The sequence below is a fragment of the Clostridium sp. CM038 genome, from assembly GCF_055081105.1.
The window spans coordinates 805115-819746 of sequence record NZ_CM143651.1; the positions used below are offsets into that span (position 1 = coordinate 805115).

Here is a 14632-nt window from a genome sequence, read left to right on the forward strand (position 1 = left end):
AACTTTAAAATTAAAATAAACATTACTATTTAGGAAAGAGGTGAGCTTTGCAAGGACAAGTCTTTGCGAGCAAATAAAATGAGAGAATATTTAAATGATTTTTTACTGTTTTTCCAATTCTTCACACGGATACCTATAAATAAAAGTTTAAACTGTGACAAGGAAAACTTTAGGCGGGGATCTGTATTTTTTCCGGTGGTAGGATTATTTATAGGAATTGTCCAGTGGATAACTTATTATATATTAATAAAAGTGCTGCCAGTAGATATTACAGCAATATTTGTAGTTATTATACCGATAGTTATTACTGGAGGATTACATGTGGATGGACTTGGAGATACTTGTGATGGTTTCTTTTCGTTTAAAGGAGACAAACATAAAATAATAGAAATTATGAAGGACAGCACAGTAGGCACTTATGCAACTATTGCTATAGTATTTGATATGTTAGCACGATATGCAGCGGTCTGCACTATCATAGGAAAGAATTTACCACTCATATTAATTGCAACGCCAATAATTGCAAGATTTACCGTTGTTTTTATATCTTTTATTGGTAAGAATGCTAAAGAAACAGGCTCGGGTAATATATTTATTGGAAATATTGACATCAAAAGGGTGGTAATTTCAGGTATTATAACTATTGTATTTGGAACCTTATTAATAGGATTTAACAAAAGTGTTATATTGATACTATCAGCGTTACTTTTAAGTTTCCTATTTAATAAGTTTTGCGAGAGTAAAATTACGGGACTTACGGGAGATAGCTTAGGAGCTAATAATGAATTAGTTGAAATTCTAACTATGATCTTATTTATAGCAATAAGTTAAGATAAGATAATGGGGACGGTTAACAATTATTTATATTATAATTGGGTGCAAGTTGTTTATGGAAACTTGTACCTTTTTATCGTTGAATTAATTTATTGAACACTAATTTTAATTATTTTTATATTATACATAAGTAAAATGTATATTTTTGATACTTGTCCATAATTAAATGCATATATCCATCTGTTATTCTAATTTTTTTTATTTAATATAACAGATTTAATAAATAGGTAGGTTAAAGTAAATAATTAGAATGAATTTTAATGATTGTCATTAAGTTATTAATCATAATATTGAAGATTATATTAATAAATTATTACTAAGCATAACGTTTAATAAAATCCATGATAATATTCTCATATTTATCTTCTGTTCCAATTAATTCGATGCCAATAGTGCTTAATTTTGATACTCTAGCCTGTGTAATGTTTCCAAGAGTGCTGGATATATATAGCTAGATTTAAAATTACAGAGGTTCCTCATTAGAACAACGGTTAAGGCTTTTGCCCGTACAAGCTTTCTGCTGTACTTCATATAAAGATGAGTCTTTGATACATTCATCTTTGACGCTATATATTCTATTATATCTTCTGGCTTAAAGTTCCTTACAAGTATTTTTCGTTCACATTTATACTCTGATTTTTCATCTTTAAATTCTATTTCTTGTTTTAATTTTTCTCCATTACAGCGAAAGACAAGATTATAGTAATTCTTTCTTGCATTTTTTAGGTTATTACCAAAAGAGCTCATAATAAATCCATAATCAACTAATTTAAAAGAATCATGTCTTTTTCCTAAAAATATGGCTAGACTAGAAAAAGCATATTTTTCAGGACAATTTTTATATTCATCTATATCCGTAGGATTATTGTGTATATATAGAGATAAAGTCTTCAAATATCGTTCATTATTAACTATTTTACTCTTAAATCTATCTTTAAAAAGATGTCCTTCCCTTTTATATTTTTTATTAAAGTACATTGCATAAGAAAAATTTATTCCATGCATTGCCTTTGATATATCAGTACCATTAGCATCAATCATTAAATGAGAATGGTTATCCATAAGACAGTAACCGTAGATTTTAAAATTATAGAGATATTTATACTTTTTTACAAGTGATAAATACTTGTTCTTATCCTCATCATCCTTGAATAAATTTATTTCGCTGATACTTTTGCACATAATATGAAATATCGAGTCATCTGTTTTTTCTCTTGCCTTTCTTGGCATTAAAATCACCCTTCCTCATAGATTTTTATTTGAATTATTGCCTATGAATCGGGATGATATTCATAATCTTAAGCTAATATATATATATAAATAATTTAAATAGTTGTTAACCGTCCCTAACTATTTTTGTGAATCATTTTTTTGCCTATTAAACTAAGGAGACACTCTAAATATTGACAGTACGGCTTAAATATAATAAACTAGAATTAATAGAGAATTGAATATGATTTTAGGTGCCTTGAAATAGGTGAAAAGGGAATGCGGTTTAAATCCGCAGCAGCCCCCGCTACTGTAATTGATGAAAAACTTTTAAATGCTACTTCGTAAATTAAAAATGAGGAAGGATAATTAAAGGAAGAATCAAAAGCCAGGAGACCTGCCTAAATGATGTTAACAAGCTTTCGGAGGGAAAGAACTATTTAATTATGGATTAATTAAAAAGTAGTCGCTATCGTATGCGTACTATTTTTTTTGTTTTAAAAAGCATTATATGTAAATGTTATGATAGATTTCGGAAAATATTTAGCAAGGTGGATGATCGAAATGAAGAAGGCAATTTTAATTGTAAGTTTTGGAACAACACATGAAGATGCAAGAAAAGTAACTATCGATGCAATAGAAGATAAAATAAGACATACTTTTGAAGAGTATGATATAAGAAGAGCATTTACTTCACATATTATTCTTAGAGTACTTAAGCATAGGGATAATATTCATGTAGATACTCCAGAAGAAGCTTTGGAAAAGTTAAAAAGCGAAGGATATAATGAGGTAATTGTTCAGCCTTTGCATGTTATTCCTGGAGTAGAATTTGATTATATAAATAATGTAGTTAATAGATACAAAGAATGTAAAGCATTTAAAAATATCTTAATAGGAAGACCTCTTTTATGTTTTAAGGGAGAAGAAGCAGGCGTGCCAGATGATTACTCAATAATGGTGGATGCTCTATCAAAGCAATTGCAACCAATGGATACAGTAATTTTGATGGGGCATGGTACAAACCATATTGCAAATGCAGTATATTGCTGTTTTGAAAGCGTTTTAAGGGATAGAGGTTTTAACAATGTCCATGTAGCAACCGTGGAAGGGTATCCAACTTTGGAAAGAGTAATACCTAATGTTACGACTCAGAGTATTAGCGAAGTCACTTTAATGCCACTACTGCTCGTAGCAGGAGACCATGCCAAGAATGACATGGCGGGAGATGCAGAGGACTCCTGGAAGAGTATTTTAGAGGCAAAAGGGTTTAAAGTTAAAATATATCTGCATGGGTTAGGGGAAAATAGTGACGTTCAAGACATTTATATACAGCACATTAATGATGTAATTAATGAAAAGTTTAAGAATGTAGGGAAAACACATAAGGGAAATTAAAATTCTGCGTAAGTTATAAGTAACTAAAGTACGGTAGATGAGAGTTACAAGTAGAAAGGAAGGTATTCAATGATACATGGTGGAGATGTTTATACTAATGGATTACTTGAGGGGCGAGAATTAATAGATTACAGTTCTAATATTAATCCATTAGGGGTTCCTAAAAGTTTCACTGATAACATTAGTGAAGCCGTAGATGCTTTAACAAGATATCCAGATATTCAATATAGGGAGGTATTGAAAGAATTAAAAGAATACATTGATTGCCCAAAAGAATATTTTGTTTTAGGAAATGGGGCTGCAGAAATAATTGACTTAGTTATAGCTTGTCATAAAAATCTACTAATTGTGGTGCCATCTTTTGTAGAGTACGAAATTGATGCTAAAAAGTGGAATTGTAGTATAGAGTATTCTTATTTAAAAGAGAAGATTAATGAGAATACCTTATTAAAGCATGAATATGCTGAGCTTTCCTATGATTATGAGGATATTCTTAATAGATTACAGAGTGTAGAAGGTGTGGTTTTAGGTAATCCAAATAACCCCAATGGCAATATCATAAATAAGGCTGAGTTTCAAAAAATTCTTGAATATTGTGAATGTAACGACAAAGTCATAATAATAGATGAGGCTTTTATAGAATTTACTGGAGATTCACAGCACAGTTTCAGTGAAAAAGTTAAAACATACAAATGTTTATTTATAATAAGAGCATTAACCAAATTTTTTGCGATGCCTGGTATAAGGTTTGGGTATGGAATAAGTAGTAACGTAGACCTATTAAAAAAAGTTAAAGAAAAACAAAACCCCTGGAACATAAACTGTTTTGCAGAAATGGCTGCACGTCATGTGTTAAAAGATAACGTTTATATTGAAAAAAGCAAAGAGTGGATAAGAGCGGAAAGGCCTAGGTTTATAAGATCACTTGAAAATATTTCATTTATAGATAAAGTGTATTTAACCTATGGAAATTATGTATTATGCAAATTAAAAGGACTGGACTCAGAGACACTTTATAAACTATGCCTAGCTCAAGGATTTGTTATAAGAAAAGCAGATAATTTTAGAGGACTAGATAAACAATATGTAAGGCTTGCTATTAAGGATAATGATAGGAATGGAAAATTGATTAAGTGTTTGAAAAACTTAGAATTGATAGTGAAAACATTGGGGACAGTTAACAACTAATTGCACATTAGGGGATAGTCCGCAAAAGGATGTGAATATAAATGAAGAGTATAGTCATAGCTTCAGATTCAAGTGGTGGTGGTAAGACCACAGTAACACTCGGAATTATGAAAGCGTTTAAAAATAGGGGATTTGAGATACAAGGGTATAAAGTAGGACCTGATTATATAGACTCAGCTTTTCATACAAAGATAACAGGTAAAGGTTCAAGAAATTTGGATTTGTATCTTATGGGAGAGGCGGGAGTTAAGGCTAGCTTTTCTAGAGGATGCGGAGAATTGGGTGTGGTCGAAGGTGTAATGGGTTTATATGATGGAAAAGGCATAAATACATCCTATTCTACGTATCACGTGTCAAAGGTTTTAGACTTGCCTATCATACTTGTATTGTCTCCAAAGGCTCAGGTAGCAACCCTCTGTGCAGAAATTAATGGAATAGTAAATTTTAAAGATGCGAATATAAAGGGCATAATACTAAATAATATAACAGAAAATTATTATAAGTTACTTAAGGCAGCAATTAAAGAAAACTGTAACTTGAAAGTGTTAGGCTATCTTCCAAAAGATGAACGATTAAGCTTAAAAAGTAGGCACTTAGGGCTAATTCAAAGCAGTGAAACAGAGGATTTAGATGAGAAAATTGAAATCTGTGCCAAGTTATTAGAAAAGCATTTGGATATGGATTTATTGTTAGAACAATTTAAAGAAAGTGAAAGGCATATAGATGATTTCCATGTGGAGAATAAGGGGAAAAGGATAGCGGTAGCCTATGACAAGGCCTTTAGTTTTTATTATAAAGAAAACTTAGAGCTTCTAGAGGAAATGGGACAAGTTATATATTTTAGTCCAATTAAAGATAAGAAGCTACCCAGTAATATTGATTTTCTTTACATAGGTGGAGGGTACCCTGAGGTTTTTATAAAGGAGCTATCTGAAAATACATCAATGCTTGGCAGTATAAAAAAAGCTCTTGATAATGGGCTACACTGTTACGCCGAATGTGGAGGATTAATGTATCTTACTGAGGGAGAAAAACTGCAAGGCGAAGAAAAAATATCACATAATACTGTTGGCTTTTTTAAGGGGTATTACACCTTAACAAAAAAGCTTCAGAACTTTGGGTATGCAGAAATAAAGGTAGGGGTAGAAAATAATATTTTACCGCAAAATATGAGTATAAACTGTCATGAGTTTCATAAATCTATTGTTAATTTATCTGAAGAAAAGGTATTTAAGCTTTCTAAAGAGGGTTATGATGGGTATGAGAAAAATTGGCAATGCGGATATGTTAAAAAAAATACTATGGCAGCTTATGGACATGTGCATTTTTGGGGAAACTTACAATGGTTTAAGGAGATTTTCAAATAGATTAATTAGTTGCTAACTGTCCCTACCTATGAACACTTATTTAAATTAAAAGAAAAGGAGATTAAAATATGGATTATATAAAGATTCCTATGGATATAGAAAAAAAAAGCTTCGAAATTATTGGAGAAGAAATGGGAGAACATAAATTTTCTGACAAAGAGCTTTCAATAATCAAAAGAGTAATACATACTACAGCAGATTTCGATTATAAAAACATAGTTTATATTAGGGATGGAGCTATTGATGAGGCTGTAGAGTTACTTAAAAATGGAGCTACCATTTATACTGATACAAAAATGGCACTGGCAGGTATAAACAAAAAAGCTCTTAAAGATTTAAATTGTAAGGCTTTATGCTATGTAAGTGATGAAAAAGTGGCAGAGATAGCAAAAGCGCGTCACATAACGCGGTCTATGGCAGCAGTTGAAAAAGCGGTAGATGATGGAGTAGAATTTTTCATATTTGGTAATGCACCTACAGCTTTGTTTAGATTAAAGGAACTAATCGAGGAAGGAAAGTGTAATGCTAAATTTATATTGGCAGCACCTATAGGTTTTGTTGGAGCAGCAGAATCTAAGAAAGAAATTGAAAAATTAGATCTGCCAATGATAACAGTGCGAGGAAGAAAAGGTGGAAGCACAGTAGCTGCATCCATTTTAAATGCACTGATGTACATGATAGTAGATAGGAGTTAGTAATCCGCTAGAGTTTCATAGTTATTAGGCATTTTGAAATAAATGTTAGGTATCTTTAAATGAATAAGAAACTTAACAGGGGGTACGTAATAATGCTGAATTTATATGTTAATAGTAATGGAAAAAAGCTTAGATGTGGATATACCACTGGTTCTTGTGCTGCTGGGGCAGCAAAAGCTGCCACACAAATTTTATTTTATGATACCGGAATAGACGAGATAAGGATAGATACTCCAAAGGGTATAGAATTATTGCTACCAATATCTAAGGTAGCAAAGGGAGAAAATTTTGCTGAGTGTTGTATTATAAAAGATGCGGGGGATGACCCTGATGCAACTAATGGTATAGAAATTTGGGCAAGGGCTGAAAAAGCAGAATCAGTATATACATTAAAAGGTGGAAAAGGTGTAGGGATAGTTAGAGGAGAAGGATTATATGTACCCAAAGGGGAATGGGCAATAAACCCAGTACCTAGAAAAATGATAGAAAAAGAAGTAAAAGAGGTGCTTCCTAAGAACTCTGGGATTACAATAACTATATTTGTGCCTAAGGGAGAAGAAATAGCCAAGAAAACATTTAATCCTAGACTTGGCATTGAAGGTGGTATATCAATACTCGGAACAACAGGAATTGTGACACCAATGTCAGAAGAAGCTCTCACACAATCTATACATATAGAAATATGTCAAAAGGTAGCTGCGGGGCATAAAAATCTTACCTTAGTTTTTGGTAACATGGGTGAGGATGTGGCTGCACAGGTAGGCCTTAAAGTTGACAATATAGTAATGATTTCAAATTTCATAGGATTTGCACTAAACAGCTGTATGGAAAAGGAAGTAGAAAGTGTAATTTTAGTAGGACATATAGGAAAGGTAAGTAAAATTGCAGCGGGATGTTTTCAAACTCACAGTAGAGTATGTGATGTGAGGCTTGAAGTAATAGCTTTAGAACTGGCGTTGGCTGGAGCACCTACGCAGCTTATTACACAGGTATATAAGGAAAAAACTACTGAAGGAGCAATAAAGCTAGTAGGTGAAAATTATAAGGATATATATGAAAACATTGCAAATAAGGTAAAGCGAAGATTATTCCAGTATACTTATGAAACAATTCCGGCAGAGGTTATTATGTTTTCTATGGATAAGGGAATTCTCTGTGACACAAGAAAGAATAGTTATAATGGTTAAAATGCTTAGGGACAGTTAACAACTAATAGATGAATAAATAATGAAAGGTAGCAGAGTATATGGTTTATATAGTGGGTATTGGGCCTGGAAGCCCTAAATATATTATTCCTTTGGCAGTAGAGACTATAGAAAAGGTTGATGTAATCATAGGATTTGAAAGAGCTGCAATGAGTATACCAAAGATTAATGTCGAAAAGATAGTAGTGAAAACATTAAAGGATATTATGAATTTTATAACAGAAAACATAGAGAAGGATATCGCAATAATAGCATCAGGTGATCCATGCTTTTATGGTATCACAAATTATATAAAGAGTAATTTTAAAAGCAAAATAGAAATAGTACCTGGTATAAGTTCTTTTCAATACTTAATGTGTAAGCTCCAAAAGCCGTGGCAAAACGCTTATTTAGGTAGTATGCATGGAAGACGAGAAGAATTCATAAAAATAGTGCGGGAACACGAGATATCTGTGTGGCTTACGGATAAAAGTAATTCGCCACAAGCTTTATGTAGAAAGCTCTATGAAAATAATATTAAAGCCACAGCATATGTTGGGGAAGAATTATCATACGAGGATGAAAGAATAATAAAAGGTACAGTGGAAGAAATTAAGGAAAAAACTTTTAATGACCTTAGTGTGGTTGTTATAGAAAATTTAAATTAAGTAAGACACATAAAAATAAACAATAATATTGATTTGTTTGTGCTTACTTAGATATGGGGGATTAAACATGGCAAAATTATATGGTGTAGGGGTAGGACCAGGAGATAAGGAATTACTTACAATAAAAGCAATAAAAACTATTGGAAAATGCGATGTAATAGTAGTGCCTAGTGCTATGAATGGAGGCAAAAGTATAGCACATGAAATAGCAGAAGAGTATATTAATAAGGACTCTGAGGTGCTAGTTAAGCATTTTCCTATGGGGGGAGAAGAGCAGGAATCTAAAATATATGAAGCATTTAAAGCTGTTGAAGAAAAGCTAAAAGCTGGGAAAGATGTGGCTTTCTTAACTATAGGCGACCCGTTTGTATATAGTACATATATATATCTTTTAAATTATATAAAGGAAAGCGGATATGAAGTTGAAACAATTCCAGGTATAACATCATTTTGTGCTTGTGCGAGTATTGCAAATGAGTATTTAGTAATTGGTAATGAGCCTCTTTTAATACTTCCAGCATCTAGGCTTGATACTATAAAGGATGAAAAATTCTTAGTAATTATGAAGGTTTATAAAGTAGAAGAGGAAGTAATAAATCATCTAGAAGCAAAGGGATATAGCTATGTATATGTTAAAAAAGCAGGTAGGGAAGGACAAGAAGTTCTAAGAAGCCGTTTGGATATATTAAAAAATAAAGAGTACATGAGTTTAATAATTGCTAAGAAGGAATAGGGTAGGGACAGGTAACAACTAATTAAGCGGGGACGGTTAACAACTATATCAATAATAATTAATAAGGGATAGGTGGATTTTATGGTTTATTTTATAGGTGCAGGGCCAGGAGATGTGGATTTAATAACAGTTAAGGGAAGAAATATATTATCTAGTGCAGATGTAGTTATATATGCGGGATCGCTTGTGAGTGCTGAGCATATGACTTTCTGTAAGGAAGATGCAGTAATTCATAATTCCGCTTCAATGACACTCGAAGAAGTTATTGAGGTTATGAGAAAGGCACATATTGAAAATAAAAATGTAGTAAGACTACATACTGGAGACCCAGCTATATACGGAGCTATAAAAGAACAAATGGATGAGTTAGATAAACTAAATATAGATTATTCAATAGTACCAGGAGTAAGCTCCTTTTCAGCGGCAGCTTCTGTTATAAAAAAAGAATTCACACTTCCAAGTGTAACTCAAACTTTAATTTTAACAAGAGTAGAGGGTAGAACCCCAGTACCTGAAACAGAAGATTTAGAAAAACTTGCATCAGTTGGAGCATCTATGGCTATTTTTTTATCTATAAGTATGATAGACAAGGTAGTTGCAAAGCTTAAAGCAGGTTACGGAAGGAATGTTCCAATAGCTGTGATTGAAAGAGCTACTTGGCCAGATGAAAGAGCTATTATTGGGACTTTAGATGATATAGCAGAAAAGGTAAAAATAGCTAAAATAACAAAATGTGCTCAAATTCTTGTAGGCGATTTTATAGATTGTGAATATGAAAAGAGCCTTTTGTATGACAAGACCTTTACACATATGTTTAGAGAAGGAAAAAAATAGATAGCGAAGGGGATGTAGAATTGGGTAAATTATATGTAATAGGAATAGGACCAGGTGGACTTTCTCATATGACAATAAGAGCAATGGAAGCCATTAAAGAGAGTGATATAGTTGTAGGCTATAACAAATATATAGATATGATAAAACCATTATTACAAGGCAAGGAAGTATTCTCTACAGGCATGATGGGAGAAGAAGAAAGATGCAAAAAGGCATTAGAGCTTTGCCGTGGTAAGATAGTTAGTGTAATAAGTACTGGTGATGCTGGAATTTACGGAATGGCGGGATTAATTCTTCAGCTTCGAATAGATGAGGAGGTTGAGGTTATTCCGGGAGTTACAGCATCGTCAGCTGCAGCTTCAGTACTAGGAGCACCTTTAATGCATGACAATTGTAACATAAGCTTAAGCGATTTAATGACTCCATACGAATTAATTACAAAAAGAGTAAAGTTAGCCGCAGAAGGCGATTTCATAATTTCATTATATAATCCTAAAAGTAAGGGTAGACCTCATTATTTAAAAGAAAGTATAGATTTAATAAAAAAATATAGAGAAGGAACAGTACCAATAGCCGTAGTTAAAAATGCGCTTAGGGATGGACAAGAAGTAAGTATATCTACATTAGATACCTTTGATGAAAACATAGTTGATATGCTTTCAATTGTTATAATTGGTAACAGTCAAAGCTATGTAAAAGATGGTAAGTTTATAACACCAAGAGGTTATAAGGTTTAAAAAAATTGAGGGACAGTTAACAACTGTTTAACTATTAGTAAACTAATAAGTAAGAAAAAGTTCTTAACCGTCCCCAACTATTTTAGGATGTGAATAAAAATGATAGGTTTAATTGTAGGGACTTCAGAGGGGAAAAATATTCTTGCAGGACTGAATGGGTTTACAGAGGATATTTTCATCTCAACAGCTACGGCTTATGGCGCAGAGCTTTTGAAAAATTATAAATATAAAATTTTCAATGAAAAACCATTAGACCTTTCAGGGTTAATGAAAGTCATACGATTACATGATATTAAAATATTAATTGATGCATCTCACCCTTATGCTCTAGAAATTACTGAAAATGCAATGGAAGCATGTAAAATCTATGGAGTACAATATGTTAGATATGAGAGGCCATCAGTTGTGGAAAAATTTAAGAAAAATAAAAATGTTATTGTGGTGGAGGATTATGATAGTCTATATACACAGCTTACAAAAGTAGAGGGAAATATTTTAAATACCACTGGTAGCAGAAATATAGATAAAATTCTAAGTTTTAATTTAAATAATAGGATAATACATAGGGTTTTACCTTCTGTTAAGGTTCTAGAAGAGATTTTAGAATTAGGAATAAGAGTTGAGGATATAGTGGCGATGAAGGGTCCTGTAGGCTATGAATTAAATTGTGGCTTTATTAAAGAATACAAGGCTAAGGCAATACTCATGAAGGATAGCGGAGTTCAAGGTGGAACTTACGACAAAATAAAAGCAGCTATAGATAATAATATACCAGCGTTTATAATAGGAAGAAAACCAATGGTATATTCACAGGTGTTTTATAGTGAAATAGAACTTATAAAATATATATCGGAATTAACGATGTAAAAATTAGTTTATACAAACCCCTTTAGTTTAATATTAGCTAAAGGGGTTTATAATTATGTATTATTTAAATTCATTAACTGTCTCACATACCTGTATGCATACATTTGTAGTTATTTGTACAAACTAATTAAAATGATTGTGGATGTATCACTATTGATACACATATATTATAGTGATATAATATTGATATTATGTAATGTAGGAGGATTTAATTTGAATAAAATAGCGTTGATTACAGACACTACAAGCGATTTAAGTAAAGAAACAATAGAGAAATATAATATAAATGTATTACCCTTTAGGATTATCTATTCTGATAGAGAATATTTGGATAATATAGATATATCGCCACAAGAAGTTTACGATAATATGAAAACAGAAGTACCTACATCCTCTTTGCCATCAATGAAGGATATGGAAGAACTGTTTTTGAAATTAGAAGAAGAAGGATACACTCATGTTATAGCAATAACTTTATCTACTGGGTTATCAGGTATATTTAATGCTGTGAAGCTTACAAGTGAAAATCATCCAAGTATTATTACTCATGTATGTGATTCACAATCTATAGCCCTAGGCGAAGGATTAATAGTAACGGAATGTGGAAAGCTGATACAAGAAGGAAAGAGTTTTGAAGAAATTGTTGAAGCTATTCCGTCTATTAAAAAAAGAATCCATCTATACTTTGTAGTAGGGACTTTAGAGTACTTAAAAAAAGGTGGAAGAATAGGGAAAGTTGCAGGCACAATAGCTGAGCTTTTAAACATTAAACCTATAATTTCGTTTGATGATGAAGGTAAGTATTGTACATGTGAAAAGGTAAGGGGTAGAAAGCAATCTCTTAATAAACTTGTAGAACTTACAAATAGCATTTTAGATAAAAAGAAGTGTAGGGTTTATATATTACACGGTGATGCATTAGAAGAGTCTAAAAAAGTAATGGAAAGTATAAGTCTCCATCCAAATGCTATTTCCGTAGAATTCGGAGGATATATAAGTCCTGTATCAGGGGTTCATAGTGGACCAGGTTTGGTAGGAATGGTTTGTATAGAGGAACCTTAAATAAAAATGGATGATATAGTGAATAAAGAAAGTGAGATAGACATTAGGGTGCAGGAAAAGAGGTTGTATGTTGAATACAAGAAAAAACTTTTACAGCTTCGAAAAGTTCAAAAGGAAAAAGAAGCTGTAGGTCAAGTATTCACAAAAGGGTTACTACCTTTGTACGTGCTATACATTCTAAGTTTAGGCGAAACTAATGGAAACGATATATCTCATAAAATTGGTGATAGAACAAATGGTCTTTGGATTCCTAGTACAGGCGGAATATATCCTCTTTTAAAAAAAATAGAAAAAGAAAAATTGATTATTGGGGAATGGAGTAATTCCAAGAAAGCACAGAAAATTTATAAAATCACGGTGGAAGGTAGAAGGCAGCTAGAAAATAAAAAATACCTACTACAAGATAAAATAGAAGAGGCTTTAGAAGTATTTAAAATTATTTATAGTGATTTATACAATTAAATATTATAACAAAAGAAGCTGCAGGTGAACTCACCCTAAGGGTGTATTATCACCTGCAGCTTCTTTTGAATTTCACTAACTCAAAGCTTAAGCTTTAAGTCTCCTTGACTAATCCACCCTTTCTTCCTCATAAGTTCTGAGAAGAGTAGGGTTAAAACAGCAGGGGCTATAAAGTGTAGAAGTAATATTTTTAAAACTATCACCGAAGTAGGTTGGCTCCCCTGCATAGCGGCAAGGGTTCCAAACTGACCTACAAGACCGCTAGTACCCATACCTGCACCTAGAGAGTTGTTTTTCATGGAGAAAACCGTAGTAGCAAGAGGGCCGAGTATTGCACCGGCAAGTGTTGGAGGTATCCAAACCTGGGGACGTCTTATTATGTTAGGTACTTGTAGCATAGAGGTACCTAGTCCTTGAGATACTAAACCACTTATCTTATTTTCTCTATAACTAGAAACAGCAAAACCTATCATTTGAGCACTGCAACCAACAGTGGCGGCACCGGCTGCAAGGCCAGACATTTTTAGTGAAATTGCTATGGCAGCACTACTAATTGGAGCAGTAAGCGCTAAACCCATTAAAGTAGATACAGCAATACCCATTGGAATAGGCATAAGAGTTGTAGCAGAATTTATGACTGCACCAATATTCGTCATAAGAACTGAGATATAAGGGCCAACAAACTTACCGGATATACTTCCAGTAACAATAGTAACAATGGGAACTATAACAATATCAATCTTAGTTTTTCCAGACACAAAGTTGCCAAGTTCTGCACCTATTACTGCAGCAATGAAAGATCCTACTGGGCCACCACCCATATACATATATCCAAAAGCACCAGTAGCAGCGCAGGAGAACATAGTAAGTGGGGTAACTTTTAAGCCCCAAGCTATAGCTACACCAATAGCTGCGCCAACTACGGGGGATTTAGCTGAAATGATTTCTGCAAACTCTTTAAGGAACTCTAGTGCAGGTATTTTTGATAATTGACTTAGTATTAGTCCAATAATTAATGAAGCAAATAGACCTAATGCCATCGCACTCAAGGCATCTAAAAAATATCGTTTAAGGCCTTTTTTTACAACGATTTTGAATTTTTCCATGAGTTTTCCTCCTAATAAAATATATACTTTGTTAAGTTATGAATATAAAGGATGTTTATAATATTATGCACATTAACTGTTATTTAACTCAGGTGCACATGTATATACTAGTGTATATACATGTGCACCTGACAACATTATAACATCTTATTATAAACACATCAATAAGATATACAAAAAAAATGACAAGCCTAATATATAGTGAATTATTAGTACCGCAATATTCATTATAGGGTATTTTATATCTATTAATCAGATTGATCCATACATTACCATTATGGCGTTAGC

General features: G+C 32.6%; 15 protein-coding genes and 1 riboswitch. Of the genes, 13 read left to right on the forward strand and 2 right to left on the reverse strand.

Annotated elements, in window-relative coordinates:
- Positions 1-78: 78 nt before the first annotated feature.
- Positions 79-831 carry an adenosylcobinamide-GDP ribazoletransferase gene (cobS, locus tag ACWJKS_RS03635; protein WP_216303404.1) on the forward strand — a complete coding sequence of 251 codons (753 nt, stop codon included), beginning with the start codon at positions 79-81 and terminating at the stop codon, positions 829-831.
- Positions 832-1230: 399 nt separating this feature from the next.
- Here the strand turns inward: cobS and ACWJKS_RS03640 are convergent, their stop codons facing one another.
- Positions 1231-2064, reverse strand: coding sequence for a transposase (locus ACWJKS_RS03640; RefSeq protein ID WP_462960467.1), 834 nt, complete (start codon positions 2062-2064; stop codon positions 1231-1233).
- A gap of 213 nt (positions 2065-2277) precedes the next feature.
- A riboswitch (cobalamin riboswitch) is annotated at positions 2278-2462 on the forward strand.
- 145 nt (positions 2463-2607) lie between these two features.
- Here ACWJKS_RS03640 and ACWJKS_RS03645 point away from each other — a divergent pair.
- From ACWJKS_RS03645 to ACWJKS_RS03700, 12 genes are all read left to right on the forward strand, one after another.
- On the forward strand, positions 2608-3441 hold the full coding sequence (locus ACWJKS_RS03645; protein WP_462960468.1) for a sirohydrochlorin cobaltochelatase: 834 nt from the start codon (positions 2608-2610) through the stop codon (positions 3439-3441).
- 69 nt (positions 3442-3510) lie between these two features.
- Positions 3511-4629: a pyridoxal phosphate-dependent aminotransferase gene (locus tag ACWJKS_RS03650; RefSeq protein ID WP_462960469.1), complete on the forward strand. Its 1119-nt coding sequence runs from the start codon at positions 3511-3513 to the stop codon at positions 4627-4629.
- 41 nt (positions 4630-4670) lie between these two features.
- A complete protein-coding gene (locus ACWJKS_RS03655; protein WP_220319945.1) occupies positions 4671-5996 on the forward strand; it encodes a cobyrinate a,c-diamide synthase in 1326 nt (441 codons plus the stop codon).
- A gap of 68 nt (positions 5997-6064) precedes the next feature.
- Positions 6065-6691, forward strand: a complete 627-nt coding sequence (locus ACWJKS_RS03660) for a precorrin-8X methylmutase (RefSeq protein WP_165411542.1) — start codon at positions 6065-6067, stop codon at positions 6689-6691.
- Between the two features lie 92 nt (positions 6692-6783).
- On the forward strand, positions 6784-7878 hold the full coding sequence (gene cbiD, locus ACWJKS_RS03665; RefSeq protein WP_462960470.1) for a cobalt-precorrin-5B (C(1))-methyltransferase CbiD: 1095 nt from the start codon (positions 6784-6786) through the stop codon (positions 7876-7878).
- A 59-nt stretch (positions 7879-7937) separates the two neighbouring features.
- Positions 7938-8543 (forward strand): precorrin-6y C5,15-methyltransferase (decarboxylating) subunit CbiE, encoded by a 606-nt coding sequence (gene cbiE, locus ACWJKS_RS03670; RefSeq protein ID WP_165411544.1) that lies wholly within the window; start codon positions 7938-7940, stop codon positions 8541-8543.
- Between the two features lie 67 nt (positions 8544-8610).
- Positions 8611-9276: a cobalt-factor II C(20)-methyltransferase gene (locus ACWJKS_RS03675; RefSeq protein WP_220286414.1), complete on the forward strand. Its 666-nt coding sequence runs from the start codon at positions 8611-8613 to the stop codon at positions 9274-9276.
- An 81-nt stretch (positions 9277-9357) separates the two neighbouring features.
- Entirely contained in the window at positions 9358-10110 is a 753-nt protein-coding gene (gene cobM, locus ACWJKS_RS03680) for a precorrin-4 C(11)-methyltransferase (RefSeq protein WP_165411546.1), read from the forward strand.
- 20 nt (positions 10111-10130) lie between these two features.
- Complete coding sequence (gene cobJ, locus ACWJKS_RS03685) at positions 10131-10847, forward strand: precorrin-3B C(17)-methyltransferase (RefSeq protein ID WP_216303412.1); 717 nt, start codon at positions 10131-10133, stop codon at positions 10845-10847.
- Positions 10848-10946: 99 nt separating this feature from the next.
- Positions 10947-11714 (forward strand): cobalt-precorrin-6A reductase, encoded by a 768-nt coding sequence (locus ACWJKS_RS03690; protein ID WP_216303413.1) that lies wholly within the window; start codon positions 10947-10949, stop codon positions 11712-11714.
- Between the two features lie 213 nt (positions 11715-11927).
- Positions 11928-12776, forward strand: coding sequence for a DegV family protein (locus ACWJKS_RS03695; RefSeq protein ID WP_216303414.1), 849 nt, complete (start codon positions 11928-11930; stop codon positions 12774-12776).
- Between the two features lie 6 nt (positions 12777-12782).
- A complete protein-coding gene (locus ACWJKS_RS03700) occupies positions 12783-13238 on the forward strand; it encodes a PadR family transcriptional regulator (protein WP_165411550.1) in 456 nt (151 codons plus the stop codon).
- A gap of 80 nt (positions 13239-13318) precedes the next feature.
- Here the strand turns inward: ACWJKS_RS03700 and ACWJKS_RS03705 are convergent, their stop codons facing one another.
- A complete protein-coding gene (locus ACWJKS_RS03705; RefSeq protein ID WP_462960471.1) occupies positions 13319-14344 on the reverse strand; it encodes a PTS transporter subunit IIC in 1026 nt (341 codons plus the stop codon).
- Positions 14345-14632: the final 288 nt, after the last annotated feature.

What these genes read in the sequence shown, in the direction of transcription:
- ACWJKS_RS03660 (WP_165411542.1), top strand. Translation starts at nt 6,065, where the DNA reads ATGGATTATATAAAGATTCCTATGGATATAGAAAAAAAAAGCTTCGAA.
- ACWJKS_RS03640 (WP_462960467.1), bottom strand. Translation starts at nt 2,064, where the DNA reads ATGCCAAGAAAGGCAAGAGAAAAAACAGATGACTCGATATTTCATATT.
- cobM (WP_165411546.1), top strand. Translation starts at nt 9,358, where the DNA reads ATGGTTTATTTTATAGGTGCAGGGCCAGGAGATGTGGATTTAATAACA.
- ACWJKS_RS03690 (WP_216303413.1), top strand. Translation starts at nt 10,947, where the DNA reads ATGATAGGTTTAATTGTAGGGACTTCAGAGGGGAAAAATATTCTTGCA.
- ACWJKS_RS03675 (WP_220286414.1), top strand. Translation starts at nt 8,611, where the DNA reads ATGGCAAAATTATATGGTGTAGGGGTAGGACCAGGAGATAAGGAATTA.
- ACWJKS_RS03705 (WP_462960471.1), bottom strand. Translation starts at nt 14,344, where the DNA reads ATGGAAAAATTCAAAATCGTTGTAAAAAAAGGCCTTAAACGATATTTT.
- cobS (WP_216303404.1), top strand. Translation starts at nt 79, where the DNA reads ATGAGAGAATATTTAAATGATTTTTTACTGTTTTTCCAATTCTTCACA.
- cbiE (WP_165411544.1), top strand. Translation starts at nt 7,938, where the DNA reads ATGGTTTATATAGTGGGTATTGGGCCTGGAAGCCCTAAATATATTATT.
- ACWJKS_RS03700 (WP_165411550.1), top strand. Translation starts at nt 12,783, where the DNA reads ATGGATGATATAGTGAATAAAGAAAGTGAGATAGACATTAGGGTGCAG.
- cbiD (WP_462960470.1), top strand. Translation starts at nt 6,784, where the DNA reads ATGCTGAATTTATATGTTAATAGTAATGGAAAAAAGCTTAGATGTGGA.
- ACWJKS_RS03645 (WP_462960468.1), top strand. Translation starts at nt 2,608, where the DNA reads ATGAAGAAGGCAATTTTAATTGTAAGTTTTGGAACAACACATGAAGAT.
- ACWJKS_RS03655 (WP_220319945.1), top strand. Translation starts at nt 4,671, where the DNA reads ATGAAGAGTATAGTCATAGCTTCAGATTCAAGTGGTGGTGGTAAGACC.
- ACWJKS_RS03650 (WP_462960469.1), top strand. Translation starts at nt 3,511, where the DNA reads ATGATACATGGTGGAGATGTTTATACTAATGGATTACTTGAGGGGCGA.